The 12,743-nt window shown below is 60.0% G+C and carries 13 protein-coding genes; 3 read left to right on the plus strand and 10 right to left on the minus strand.

Annotated features, from left to right (window positions below):
• Positions 1-97: 97 nt before the first annotated feature.
• From nei to V7Q49_RS09450, 10 genes are all read right to left on the minus strand, one after another.
• Entirely contained in the window at positions 98-889 is a 792-nt protein-coding gene (gene nei / locus V7Q49_RS09405) for an endonuclease VIII (RefSeq protein WP_333850529.1), read from the minus strand.
• Between the two features lie 13 nt (positions 890-902).
• Positions 903-1,547: a pyroglutamyl-peptidase I gene (gene pcp / locus V7Q49_RS09410; RefSeq protein WP_333850530.1), complete on the minus strand. Its 645-nt coding sequence runs from the start codon at positions 1,545-1,547 to the stop codon at positions 903-905.
• Between the two features lie 9 nt (positions 1,548-1,556).
• Positions 1,557-2,552 carry a DUF979 domain-containing protein gene (locus V7Q49_RS09415; RefSeq protein WP_333850531.1) on the minus strand — a complete coding sequence of 332 codons (996 nt, stop codon included), beginning with the start codon at positions 2,550-2,552 and terminating at the stop codon, positions 1,557-1,559.
• The gene (locus V7Q49_RS09420) at positions 2,549-3,259 is read right to left on the minus strand and encodes a DUF969 domain-containing protein (protein WP_333850532.1); all 711 of its coding nucleotides are present in this window, start codon (positions 3,257-3,259) and stop codon (positions 2,549-2,551) included. Before V7Q49_RS09420 ends, V7Q49_RS09415 begins: the two co-directional genes overlap by 4 nt.
• Positions 3,260-3,304: 45 nt before the next feature.
• A complete protein-coding gene (gene pxpA / locus V7Q49_RS09425; protein ID WP_333851308.1) occupies positions 3,305-4,039 on the minus strand; it encodes a 5-oxoprolinase subunit PxpA in 735 nt (244 codons plus the stop codon).
• The gene (gene pxpC / locus V7Q49_RS09430) at positions 4,029-4,961 is read right to left on the minus strand and encodes a 5-oxoprolinase subunit PxpC (protein ID WP_333850533.1); all 933 of its coding nucleotides are present in this window, start codon (positions 4,959-4,961) and stop codon (positions 4,029-4,031) included. Before pxpC ends, pxpA begins: the two co-directional genes overlap by 11 nt.
• Positions 4,955-5,611 carry a 5-oxoprolinase subunit PxpB gene (pxpB, locus tag V7Q49_RS09435; protein ID WP_333850534.1) on the minus strand — a complete coding sequence of 219 codons (657 nt, stop codon included), beginning with the start codon at positions 5,609-5,611 and terminating at the stop codon, positions 4,955-4,957. The genes pxpC and pxpB overlap by 7 nt, the downstream gene beginning before the upstream one ends.
• A gap of 14 nt (positions 5,612-5,625) precedes the next feature.
• Complete coding sequence (locus V7Q49_RS09440) at positions 5,626-6,369, minus strand: type 2 GTP cyclohydrolase I (RefSeq protein WP_333850535.1); 744 nt, start codon at positions 6,367-6,369, stop codon at positions 5,626-5,628.
• Between the two features lie 10 nt (positions 6,370-6,379).
• Positions 6,380-7,792 (minus strand): deoxyribodipyrimidine photo-lyase, encoded by a 1,413-nt coding sequence (gene phrB / locus V7Q49_RS09445; protein WP_333850536.1) that lies wholly within the window; start codon positions 7,790-7,792, stop codon positions 6,380-6,382.
• A 591-nt stretch (positions 7,793-8,383) separates the two neighbouring features.
• Positions 8,384-8,590, minus strand: coding sequence for a YbfA family protein (locus tag V7Q49_RS09450; RefSeq protein WP_333851310.1), 207 nt, complete (start codon positions 8,588-8,590; stop codon positions 8,384-8,386).
• A 309-nt stretch (positions 8,591-8,899) separates the two neighbouring features.
• Between V7Q49_RS09450 and kdpF the strand changes: the two genes are divergently transcribed.
• From kdpF to kdpB, 3 genes are read left to right on the plus strand one after another with little or no spacing between them, the layout of a single operon-like run.
• Positions 8,900-8,989, plus strand: a complete 90-nt coding sequence (gene kdpF / locus V7Q49_RS09455; protein ID WP_071886481.1) for a K(+)-transporting ATPase subunit F — start codon at positions 8,900-8,902, stop codon at positions 8,987-8,989.
• Positions 8,989-10,668 (plus strand): potassium-transporting ATPase subunit KdpA, encoded by a 1,680-nt coding sequence (kdpA, locus tag V7Q49_RS09460; protein ID WP_333850538.1) that lies wholly within the window; start codon positions 8,989-8,991, stop codon positions 10,666-10,668. The genes kdpF and kdpA overlap by 1 nt, the downstream gene beginning before the upstream one ends.
• An 18-nt stretch (positions 10,669-10,686) precedes the next feature.
• On the plus strand, positions 10,687-12,735 hold the full coding sequence (gene kdpB, locus V7Q49_RS09465; RefSeq protein WP_333850540.1) for a potassium-transporting ATPase subunit KdpB: 2,049 nt from the start codon (positions 10,687-10,689) through the stop codon (positions 12,733-12,735).
• The last annotated feature ends 8 nt before the right edge of the window (positions 12,736-12,743 follow it).

Below are 12,743 nucleotides of genomic sequence, written 5' to 3' on the forward strand. Positions count from 1 at the left end.
CCTCACCCCGGCCCTCTCCCACAGGGAGAGGGTGCAAACATAAAAAACGGTAACCCAAGGGTTACCGTTTTGCTTTTACTTTCGCTACCCGGCTTTTTTATATCTGGCATCCAGGACACCAGTAGAACGGTCTCGATGACAGCGTTGTCTTCTCAATCACCCCGCCGCACCTTTCACATTTTTTCCCGGCCCGATGAAACACCTTAAACCGGAACAACGCCCCGTGATGCTTGTTGTCATTCACCACCCCGCGGGTGTTGTACGACAGACGCGGGATAGCCAGCAGCGCATGCGCCAGCGCATCAAGTTGTTCTTCGGTGAGCTGGGACGCCTTATGCTGCGCCGCCAGGCCCACCTCCCACAGGATCTCAACCCGCAGATAGTTGCCTAAACCGGCCAGAAATGATTGATCCAGCAGCAGTCCGGAAAACTGCCGGTTGCGGAATGTCGATGATGTTAACCGCGCTTTCACATCCTCTGCCGTCAGGCCTAAATCCAGCACATCCGGCCCCACCCGCTGCAGAAAGGGATGGGTGGTGAGCTGTTCCGGCTGCAGCATCTCAATATCCGAGGCGCTGTAGAGCAGAATGGTTTTATCTGCGGTCTGTAGCTTCACGCGCAGGATCCGCGTGGTCTGCGGCTCCTGGCCGGTCTCCACCACCCGCCAGACCCCGTAAAGCTGGTTATGGCTGTAGAGGGTCAGCTGGTTGGAAAAGTGCGTGAGCAGCGCTTTGCCGCGCGTCTCCAGATGCGTAACCGTCTCCCCGATAAGCCGGGACTCAAAGGGTTTTAACTGAGGAAAAGCAAACCACACGTCGGTGAGCGGTTTGCCCTTTATCGCCGCCTCCAGGCTATCCGCCGCGCGGCGGATCTCCGGTCCTTCTGGCATCGTGACTCCTTATTTAGTGCGTCGCGCCGCCAACCACTTTGATGTCGTGCGCCTGACGCAGCGCCACCGCAACGGCAATCTCCAGCGCCTGCTTCAGGGTTTGCGTGGCCATGCTCGGGGCACCCGGATGCGCTACCGCCTGCTCGGGCAGGTAAGGAATATGGATAAACCCGCCTTTCACCTCCGGTCGGTCGGCCAGCTTGTGCAGCACGCCATACATCACGTGGTTACAGACGAATGTGCCCGCCGTCTGCGAAACCGAAGCAGGAATACCGGCCTCTCGCAGCGCTTCCACCATGGCTTTGATCGGCAGCGTGCTGAACCAGGCCGCCGGACCGCCCGGCACGATGGCGACATCCACCGGCTGTTGCCCGCGGTTATCCGGGATCCGGGCGTCATCAACATTGATCGCCACCCGCTCGACGGTCACATCCACGCGGCCCCCGGCCTGCCCTATCGCTAACACCACAGAGGGCTGAAGCGCATCAATGGCCGCATTCAGCACCTCTAACGACTCGCCGAACACGCAGGGCAGCTGTCGTGCCACTACGCGACAATCATCAATAATCATCCCATCAAGCAGCTTCACCACTTCCCAGGACGGGTTTACGGTTTCGCCGCCAAAAGGCTCAAATCCCGTGATTAATACGGTTTGCATCATTTCTCCTTACAGGAACATCAGGAAGTAGAGCAGGAATACGTTGGCGATCAGCAGCAGCACCCCGGTCGGGATCTGCGCTTTGATGACCGCATTTTTATCAGGCAGCTCCAGCAGCGCGGCGGGCACGATGTTAAAGTTGGCCGCCATCGGCGTCATCAGGGTACCGCAGTAGCCGGAGAACATGCCAATCGCCGCCATGACCGCCGGGTTGCCGCCGTGTTGCAGCACCAGGATAGGAATGCCGATCCCGGCGGTGACAATCGGGAAGGCGGCAAAGGCGTTGCCCATTACCATGGTTAGCAGCGCCATGCCCACAGCATAGACCACCACCGCGATAAAGCGGCTGTCGACCGCCAGATACGTCTGGGTCAGGTATGAAATCCCCTCCCCGACTCCGGCAGCCGTAAACAGCAGGCCAAGGGTGGCGAGGATCTGCGGCAAAATAAAGGCCCAGCCGATGGAGTCGAGCAGACGGCGCGCCTCCTGTAGTGGCTGATGCACTTTCTCATGGGTCATTTTGACCGCCATCGCCAGACCAACCAGCGAGCCGGCGGTCATTGAGAACAGCGTCACCAGCGTGGAGTGGTTACCCGGCCCGAACAGCGTCTCCTGCAGGCCCGGAATGTGGTTAAACATCAGCACCCCCACGACCGTCACCACCGGGATCGCCAGCGCCGGTAAGAACAGGCGATTGCCCAGACGCTTCGCGCTGCTCTCGCGCTCTTCTTGTGTGCGCTGGTGATAGCTGCCCAGCCGCACGCCGCCAAAACCGGCGATCAGCGCCAGGCCGACCACCGCTACACCCACGGCGATATGGACGGTGCGTTTGTCGCCCACCAGATCGTAGGTCCAGTTGCCGAGCAGGAACAGCAGGCCGTAAATGCCCCAGAACAGGCCGGTGGTGATGCGCCGCGGGTTGGCTTTATCGCGAAACGACATCAGCGCCACGATCAGCAGGATCAGGCCTGCCAGCCAGTAGAGATAACTTTGCTGGAAATTCATTTCACCTCTCCCTGCACTTTGGCCAGCTCACGCTCCAGATGCTTATCCAGACGGTACAGGCGGGCAGAGTGGATCGCAAAGGCGCAGAGCGCGGTTGGGATCCCCCACAGGGCAATATGCAGCGGTTCGGTCTGGATCCCGCCGGATTCGAGCATAAAGTTATGCATAAAGATGATGGCACCAAAGGCGACAAAGATATCCTCACCAAAGAACAGCCCGACGTTATCGGTGGCCGCCGACATCGCCCGCAGGCGATAGCGCACCGCCCCCGGCAGTTCGCCATATTTCTTCTCTGCAGCCCCTTCCGCCATCGGTGCCAGCAGCGGGCGCACCATTTGCGGATGGCCGCCGAGGCTGGTCAGCCCCATCGCCGCGGTCGCTTCGCGGACAAACAGATAGACGATCAGCAGACGACCCGCGGTAGCACTGTGGATCTTTGCGATCCACGCCTGGGCCCGCTCTTTCAGGCCATGACGCTCCAGCAGGCCGATAACCGCAAGCGGGATCAGCAGGATATAAGGCAGGTTACGGGTATTGAGGAACCCCTCACCCAGCTTTTCCAGAATGGTGGCGATCGGCATTTGCGCCGCGAGGCCAGTGACGATCCCGGCGACAATGACCACCAGCACCGGGTTAAAGCGTAAGAGAAACCCGACCACAATCACCGCGATACCGATGAGTGGCCAGAGGGATAGCGTCTCTGCCATGTTAATGTTCCTTTGGTTGTGTTGTGTTGTGTTTACGGCCGTGCGTTACGCACTGATTTTTATATTATTTGCTTCGAATTCGGTGCGCAGGCGACGGGCAAAAGCCAGGGCGTGTTCTCCGTCTCCGTGGATGCACACCGTCTGCGCGTGTACGGTGGCCCATTCACCGGTAATGCTTTTCACCCGGCTGTGCTGGATCATCTCCAGGGTTTGCGCCAGGGCCTGATCTTCATCGGCGATCAGCGCCCCGGGCTGGGTACGCGGCACCAGGCTGCCGTCAGCCTGATATCCCCGATCGGCAAACACCTCTTCCCGGGTAATCAGGCCGTAGCGCGTCCCCGCGCGGATCAGCTCGCTCCCCGCCAGCCCCACCAGAATCAAATCCGGGTCAACGGTAGAGATGGCCCGGGCGATGGCATCGGCCAGCTCGCGATCCTTTGCCGCCTGGTTATAGAGCATGCCGTGCGGTTTTACATGGCGCAGCTGTCCCCCTTCGGCGCGAACGATCGCCGCCAGAGCACCAATCTGGTACAGCATTTGCGCGTAGACCGTCTCCGGCGGCAGGGTCATCGCCGTGCGGCCAAAGTTTTCCCGGTCCGGGAAGCTGGGGTGCGCCCCGATGGCGACCCCGTTTTTCAGCGCCTCGCGCACGCAGGCCAGCATGGTCTGGGCATCGCCGGCATGAAATCCGCAGGCGATATTGGCTGATGATACCAGCTGCAACAGCGCGGCATCGCTGCCGCAGCCTTCGCCTAAATCGGCATTTAAATCAACCGCGATCATGCAACCTCCACGCCAGCTGTTCGATATATTGTCTCTGGATGCGTCGCGCCTCGAGCGCCTCTTCCAGCGTACAGGGGACAAAATGGATCGGCTGTCCGAGCGGGGCCTGCGCCAGATGGTACATATCGGCCTCGATGATGCAGGCGATGCGCGGATAGCCCCCGGTGGTCTGCGCATCGTTCATCAGAACGATTGGCTGCCCGTTGTGCGGCACCTGGATGACGCCCGGCAGCAGGCCGTGCGAGAGCATTTCACGCTCGGTCGTGCGCACCAGCTTCTGCCCCTGCAGGCGATAGCCCATGCGGTTACTTTGCGGACTGAGCTGCCACGGCAGACGCCAGAGCGCATCCTGCGAGGCTTTATCAAACTCGTGATACTCCGGCCCCGGCAAAGCACGCACGCGGTTATCCCACAGCAGCTGCTTGACCCCCTGCGCTTCGAGAAACTTGCGCCCGCCAGACCGCACGGCCAGTCGATCGCCATCTTTCAGCAGCCGCCCTTCGTGGCCGCCGAGGCCCACCTTCAGATCGGTGCTGAGAGAGTTCATCACCGACGGCACGTCGATGCCGCCCGCAATGGCCAGGTAGCTGCGCATGCCGCGCCGCGGGCGATTAAGGGTGAGTTGTTGCCCGGCCTTCACCGGCAGACGCCAGCCGGTCCAGACCGCCGCGCCGTCGAGCCGGGCGTCACAGCCCGCGCCGGTCAGGGCAAACCAGCCGTCCTGTTCAAATTCGACGGTACACTGCCCGAGAGTGATCTCCAGGGCCGCATCGTCCGGGTCGTTGCCCACCAGGATATTGCCAATCTGCAGGGCCGGTTTATCCAGCGCGCCGCAGTAGCTGATCCCCGACTGGCGAAAACCGATGCGTCCGCCGTCCTGCACCGAGGTATAAAGCCCTGCGCGAAGTATTTTTAGCATACCCCCTCCTTCTGCGGAATAAACCGCACGGTATCGCCCGGTCGCAGCAGGACCGGCTCATCACGTTCTGGATCGAACAGCGGCAACGGAGTGTGCCCGATAAGCTGCCAGCCGCCAGGGGTGGCTAACGGGTAAATGCCGGTTTGCGCTCCACCAATTCCCACCGAGCCCGCGGGCACCTGCAGTCGGGGTTCATCCCGGCGCGGCGTCGCCAACTGCTCGGGCAGCCCGCCCAGATAGGGAAAGCCCGGCTGAAAACCTAAGAACCAGACCACATAATCAATGGACGAGTGAAGCTCCACGACCTGTTTCTCGGTCAGCCCGGCATGCCGCGCCACCTCGCCAAGATCCGGGCCCGCCGCAGTACCATACACCACGGGGATTTCGATATAGCGGGACTCGGGATCGAGCGCCTCGCTCTCCTCCCACCAGCGTTGCAGACGCTCAATCGCATCCAGCGCCAGCGAGTGGGGATTACGCAACACCACGGTGATGTTATTCATCCCCGGAATGGCTTCCACCACTTCGGGGATGTCACCCAGTCGCTGCGTTAAGCGCCAGATCCGTTTTTGCGTCGCCAGGGTTACCGGCGGCTCCAGTTCCAGCACCACGGCGGTTTCACCTAACAGATAACAACGTGCTCTCTGCACTTAGACACCTCTCATCAGGCTGGATTAGGGATATCCACAAAGGTGACATCCAGGTCAGTGGTTTCCGTCAGCCATTCGCTGAGGGCGCGAATGCCGCCGCGTTCCGTGGCATGGTGTCCTGCCGCATAAAAATGCAGCCCCTGCTCCCGGGCAGAGTGGATGGTCTGCTCCGACACTTCGCCGGTGATAAAGGCATCGACGCCAAAACGTGCCGCGCTGTCGATAAAGCTCTGTCCACCGCCGGTACACCAGGCGACGCGCTGGACGCTATCCGGCCCGGTATCGCCGCTCCACAGCGGACGACGACCCAGACGGGCTTCAATCCACGACGCCAGTTCCAGGCCCGGTACCGGCATGGAGAGTTCGCCCCAGGGTACCAGCGGCTCGATTTCACCCATGATGTTAATGCCGAGCAGCGCCGCCAGCTGGGCGTTGTTCCCCAGCTCCGGATGCGCGTCCAGCGGCAGGTGCCAGCCGTAGAGGTTGATGTCATTTTCCAGCAGCGTTTTCAGGCGGTTGCGCTTCATGCCGCGGATCACCGGGGATTCCCCTTTCCAGAAATAGCCGTGGTGAACAATCACCGCATCGGCTTGCTGGCGCACCGCTTCATCGATCAGCGCCTGGCTTGCGGTCACGCCGGTGACAATCTTCTGCACCTGCTCACGCCCTTCCACCTGCAGGCCGTTCGGCGCATAGTCGCTGAAGCTGCTGCTGTTCAGCTTGTCGTTAATCAGTTTTTCCAGTTCACTGTTTTTCATTATTACTCCCTTACCCTTTACGGGCGGCTTCATACGCTGCCAGCGTGGCGACGCGTGCCTGTTTGTGATCGACAACCGGGCGTGGATAATCGAGGATGAGCCCCTGCTTATCCGCCCAGGTCCAGGGGTCATGGATGGCCTTGTCCGGCACGGTGGCCAGCTCCGGCAGCCAGCGGCGGATAAACGCGCCGTCGGTATCAAACTTCTGCCCCTGGGTTGTCGGGTTAAAAATACGAAAATAGGGTGCGGCATCGGTTCCGGTTGAGGCCGCCCACTGCCAGCCGCCGTTATTGGCAGCCAGATCGCCATCGATCAGCTGCGAAATAAAGTAACGCTCCCCGGCACGCCAGTCGATTAGCAGGTCTTTGACCAGGAAGCTGGCGGTGATCATCCGCAGACGGTTGTGCATCCAGCCGGTTTCATTCAGCTGGCGCATGGCAGCATCGACGATCGGATAGCCGGTCTGTCCATATTGCCACGCCTGCAGCTGGCCATCTTCAGACTGCCATTTCACGTTATCAGTCCAACGAATGAATGGTCGATATTTACATAAATCAGGATGATACGTCATCAGATGACGATAAAACTCTCGCCAGATCAGCTCGTTTAGCCATACCGCTCCCGGCCCGCCTTCCAGCGCCTGGGGTTGTTCCGCCAGCAATCGGTGCAGGCACTGACGAGGTGACAGTACCCCCAGCGCCAGACAGGCAGAAAGACGGCTGGTGCCTTCAATCGCCGGGAAGTCACGCTGCGTCTCGTACTCTCCCGCTCCCTGCTGGCAGAACTGGCGCAGCCGGGCAATCGCCTCTTTCTCACTCGCCGGGAACAGCCCGGCATCAAATGCCTGCTGCGGATAGTCGAAATCCAGCGCCACCGGGGTAACCTTCTCGCCCTCGCGCACGGCAGGTGCCGCCGCACAGTCGGGAAGCCCCTCTTTCAGCCGCCGCAGCCAGGCGTTTTTAAAGGGCGTAAACACTTTGTACATCTCGTGATTGCCGGTCATCACGCTGCCGGGGGGGAGAATAACGCTGTCATCAAACCCCTGACAGGTCACGTCCTCCAGCGTGCGCTCCAGCTGGCGATCGCGCTGCTGCTCGTTCACTTCGTACTGATAGTTATAAAAAAGATGGGTGACCTCATGCTCTTCACAAAGCTGAACTACTTTCCCGGCCTGCGCCGCAAAATCAGCGACCTGGGCATACAGCAGCGGAATACCTTTATCGGCCAGCTGCTGCTGTAAGCCATTGAGATGGGCGTGAAGAAATGCGGCCTGACGCGGCGCCATCGCGTGCTGTTGCCACTGTTGCGGCGTGGCGATGAAAAGCGCCAGCACGCGGGCATTTTTGTCGCGGCAGGCGGCGGCAAGCGCCAGGTTATCGTGGATGCGCAGATCGGCGCGAAACCAGACCAGATGGGTGGCCATAACACTCCAGAATTATCGTCTGTAACATCTCCAGGTCATCGAGGATACTTCGCTTTAACAAGTGTAGCCATAATGGAATAAAAAAGGCCGCCCTGATGGCGGCCTTAACGCTACTTGTCCTGCGTGAGCGCGGTAAGGGCAACGAACACGTCTGGATCGTCACTTCTTACCACGAATACGCTGGCGACAATGAACGCGATACACAGATAGCGTCTCATTATGCGGTCCCTGCAAACTCACCGCTCCACCGTTCACCACCGGTGATAATCCGGCAGACACAAGCTCTGGAAGAACCTGATTTACGGTTGTGAATACACCTTTCCCGGGACCGGTGCCCATGTGCGAGATGGCGGAAAGGGACGACACATCATAGTCAACATCCTGCGGCATCGGCAGAGCGGAACAGGCCTTTCAGAATTCATTTAGATGGCTTACATTTCGCCTGAGAGCGGTTAAAGATAAGATGGCCTTCTCTGGAAGAGCCTGGTAACACCTCCCAACGGACCGCGAATCCCGAGGGATAAAAAAACCGCCACATTGCTGTGGCGGTTTTTTTATTACTGCAATTGCTGTGTGTAGTCTTTCTAATACTTAATAAAAATCACAAGTGGCTTTTTCAGCCTGATCCATCCACACCGGTTTATCGCTGGTTTTAGCCCAGACGCGATGCAGATAGCTATAAAAACGAGCTCGTTCTTTCCAGAAAAGCATGACTGGTAACGCCAGAACACCCGCGACAACAGCGAAAGTGCGGCGAATAAAAACGATATGTGCTGGATACGCTTTGTAAAATTCCATCATTTTCTCCCCTTTCTCTGGCCGGAAACCCTCTCCGGAAAAGTCAAACTGGTTATCTGAGGAAAATAGTAACGCTTTGGCTGTAATTTTACTACTCATCCGACCACTGTTTCTCATCCATTTAGTGAATATTTACACTTCGACCCGTAATTGAGTTACAGAAAAGTTAAATTTATACTAACCATTAGTTAAATTAGGGTCTTATCCCTCTTTATACTTTTTTTACACCTCTCCCTCTGATTTTTGCAAAATCTTTGCGAGCGAAATTTTACCCTTTGCACCATGACTAACATCACCCGGAGGTGAATTGTGAGTGCAGGTGTAATTGCGGGCATCGTGCTGGTGTTCCTGCTGCTGGGATATCTGATTTATGCCTTGTTAAACGCGGAGGCATTCTGATGGCCGCACAAGGATTTCTGCTTATTGCCGGCTTTCTGCTGGTGCTGTTGGTGCTCGCCCGTCCGTTGGGGATGTGGCTGGCGCGGATGATTAACGGCCTGCCGCTGCCCGGGGTGCAAGCCCTCGACGCAGGCCTGCTGCGGCTGCTTGGGATCGGCACCGCGGAAATGGGCTGGCGACACTACCTGATCGCGATCCTGCTGCTGAACGGAGTAGGCCTGATCGTGCTGTTCGCCATGCTGATGCTGCAGGGGTATTTGCCGCTCAATCCGCAGCAGCTTCCAGGGCTCTCCTGGCATCTGGCGCTGAACACCGCGGTCAGCTTCGTCAGTAATACCAACTGGCAGTCCTATGCCGGGGAGACCACCCTGAGCTATTTCAGCCAGATGGCGGGCCTGACGGTGCAAAACTTCCTCTCGGCGGCCAGCGGCATAGCGGTGATCTTCGCCCTCACCCGCGCCTTCGCCCGCCAGAATGTCACCACGCTGGGTAACGCCTGGGTCGATCTGACCCGTATCACCCTGTGGGTGTTACTGCCGCTGTCGCTGGCAATCGCGCTGCTGTTTATCCAGCAGGGCGTGCTGCAAAACCTGCTGCCGTATCAGCCCTTCACCTCGCTGGAAGGAGCCAAACAGCTGCTGCCCATGGGGCCGGTGGCCTCTCAGGAGGCGATCAAAATGCTCGGCACCAACGGGGGCGGCTTCTTTAATGCAAACTCTGCCCATCCGTTTGAAAACCCGACGGCACTGACTAACGCCGTGCAGATGCTGGCGATCTTCCTGATCCCCGCCGCGCTGTGCTTTGCCTTTGGCGATGCGGTGAGCGATCGCCGCCAGGGGCATGCGATCCTCTGGACCATGTCCATCATCTTTGCGATCTGCGCTGGGCTGGTGATGTGGGCGGAGTGGCAGGGCAATAGCCACTTCATGCTGCTGGGGGCAGACAGCAACAGCAATATGGAGGGCAAAGAGAGCCGCTTTGGCATTCTCGCCAGCAGCCTGTACGCCGTGGTCACCACCGCCGCCTCCTGCGGGGCGGTCAACGCCATGCATGACTCCTTCACCGCGCTGGGCGGGATGATCCCGCTGTGGCTGATGCAGATAGGTGAGGTGGTGTTTGGCGGCGTCGGCTCCGGCCTGTACGGCATGCTGCTGTTTGTCCTGCTGGCTGTGTTTATCGCCGGGCTGATGATTGGCCGCACCCCGGAATATCTCGGCAAGAAAATCGACGTGCGGGAGATGAAGTTAACCGCGCTGGCGATCCTCGTCACCCCGGCGCTGGTGCTGCTCGGCACCGCGCTGGCGCTGATGACCGAGGCCGGGCGCAGCGGCATCTTCAACCCCGGTATCCACGGGTTCAGCGAGGTGCTGTACGCGGTCTCGTCGGCGGCCAACAACAACGGCAGCGCCTTTGCGGGCCTGAGCGCCAACTCACCGTTCTGGAACTGCCTGCTGGCGTTCTGCATGTTAATCGGACGCTTTGGGGTGATTGTCCCGGTGATGGCCATCGCCGGATCGCTGGTGAATAAGACTCGCCAGCCCGCCTCTGGCGGCACGTTGCCGACCCACGGCGCGCTGTTTGTCGGCCTGCTGATCGGCACCGTCCTGCTGGTAGGCGCCCTCACCTTTATCCCCGCCCTCGCCTTAGGCCCGGTCGCGGAACATCTCTCTTTACGCTGATTTTGCGGAGTATTGGTCATGAGTCGTAAGCAACTGGCCCTGCTCGAACCCTCGCTGGTTCGTCAGGCGCTGATGGATGCGGTAAAAAAAGTCGACCCGCGCGTGCAGTGGCGCAATCCGGTGATGTTTATCGTCTGGCTGGGCAGCCTGCTGACCACCCTGCTGGCCCTTGCTATGGCAGGCGGACTGCTGGCAGGCAGCGCCACCTTTACCGCGGCGATCAGCCTGTGGCTGTGGTTCACCGTGCTGTTTGCCAACGTCGCAGAGGCGCTGGCGGAAGGACGCAGTAAAGCGCAGGCCAACAGCCTTAAAGGGGTACAGAAAACGGCGTTCGCCCGCAAACTGCGCGAGGCCAGATACGGCGCCGATACCGACAAGGTACCAGCGGACGCGCTGCGTAAAGGCGACATCGTGCTGGTGGAAGCCGGTGACATTATCCCCTGCGACGGGGAAGTTATCGAAGGCGGCGCTTCGGTGGATGAGAGCGCGATCACCGGCGAATCCGCGCCAGTGATCCGCGAGTCCGGCGGCGATTTTGCCTCGGTCACCGGCGGGACGCGCATTCTCTCCGACTGGCTGGTGATCCAGTGCAGCGTCAACCCTGGCGAGACCTTCCTCGACCGGATGATCGCCATGGTGGAAGGCGCCCAGCGGCGGAAAACCCCCAACGAGATCGCCCTGACCATTCTGCTGGTGGCGCTGACCATCGTCTTCCTGCTGGCGACCGCCACCCTGTGGCCCTTCTCGTCGTATGGCGGCACGGCGGTGAGCGTTACCGTGCTGGTCGCCCTGCTGGTCTGCCTGATCCCGACCACCATCGGCGGCCTGCTGTCGGCCATCGGCGTGGCGGGCATGAGCCGGATGCTGGCGGCTAACGTCATCGCCACCAGCGGCCGGGCCGTCGAGGCGGCTGGGGACGTCGACGTGCTGCTGCTGGATAAGACCGGCACCATCACCCTGGGCAATCGTCAGGCCTCCGAGTTCCTGCCCGCCCCGGGCGTGGACGAAAAAACGCTGGCCGACGCCGCCCAGCTGGCCTCGCTGGCGGATGAGACCCCGGAAGGTCGCAGCATTATGATCCTCGCCAAGCAGCGTTTTAACCTGCGCCAGCGCGATGTCCAGAGCCTGCACGCCACCTTCGTGCCCTTTACGGCGCAGACGCGGATGAGCGGGATTAACATTCAGGACCGGCTGATCCGCAAAGGCTCGGTGGATGCCATTCGCCGTCATATCGCCGCCAATAACGGCCACTTCCCGCCCCAGGTCGATACCCTGGTGGAGAACGTTGCCCGTCAGGGGGCCACGCCGCTGGTGGTGGCCGAAGGCGCTACCGTGCTGGGGGTGATCGCCCTGAAGGATATCGTTAAAGGCGGTATCAAGGAGCGTTTTGCCCAGCTGCGCAAAATGGGCATTAAAACGGTGATGATCACCGGGGATAACCGTCTGACCGCCGCCGCCATTGCCGCCGAAGCGGGGGTGGATGATTTCCTCTCCGAGGCGACGCCGGAGGCCAAACTGGCGCTGATCCGCCAGTACCAGGCCGAAGGACGGCTGGTGGCGATGACCGGGGACGGCACCAACGACGCCCCGGCTCTCGCCCAGGCGGATGTGGCGGTAGCGATGAACTCCGGCACCCAGGCGGCCAAAGAGGCCGGAAATATGGTCGATCTCGACTCCAACCCGACCAAGCTGATTGAGGTAGTGCATATCGGCAAACAGATGCTGATGACCCGGGGCTCGCTGACCACCTTCAGTATCGCCAACGACGTGGCGAAATATTTCGCCATTATTCCGGCGGCGTTTGCGGCGACCTATCCGCAGCTCAACGCTCTGAACGTGATGCACCTGCACTCCCCCGCCTCGGCCATTCTGAGCGCGGTGATCTTTAACGCGCTGATTATTGTCTTTCTGATCCCACTGGCGCTGAAGGGGGTGAGCTATAAGCCACTCACCGCCGCCGCCATGCTGCGCCGCAATCTGTGGGTTTACGGTCTGGGTGGGCTGGTGGTGCCGTTTATCGGCATTAAGGCTATCGATCTGGTGCTCACCCTGCTCGGGCTGGTTTAAGAGGAAAA

The organism is Leclercia sp. (assembly GCF_036780805.1).
GTDB lineage: Bacteria > Pseudomonadota > Gammaproteobacteria > Enterobacterales > Enterobacteriaceae > Enterobacter.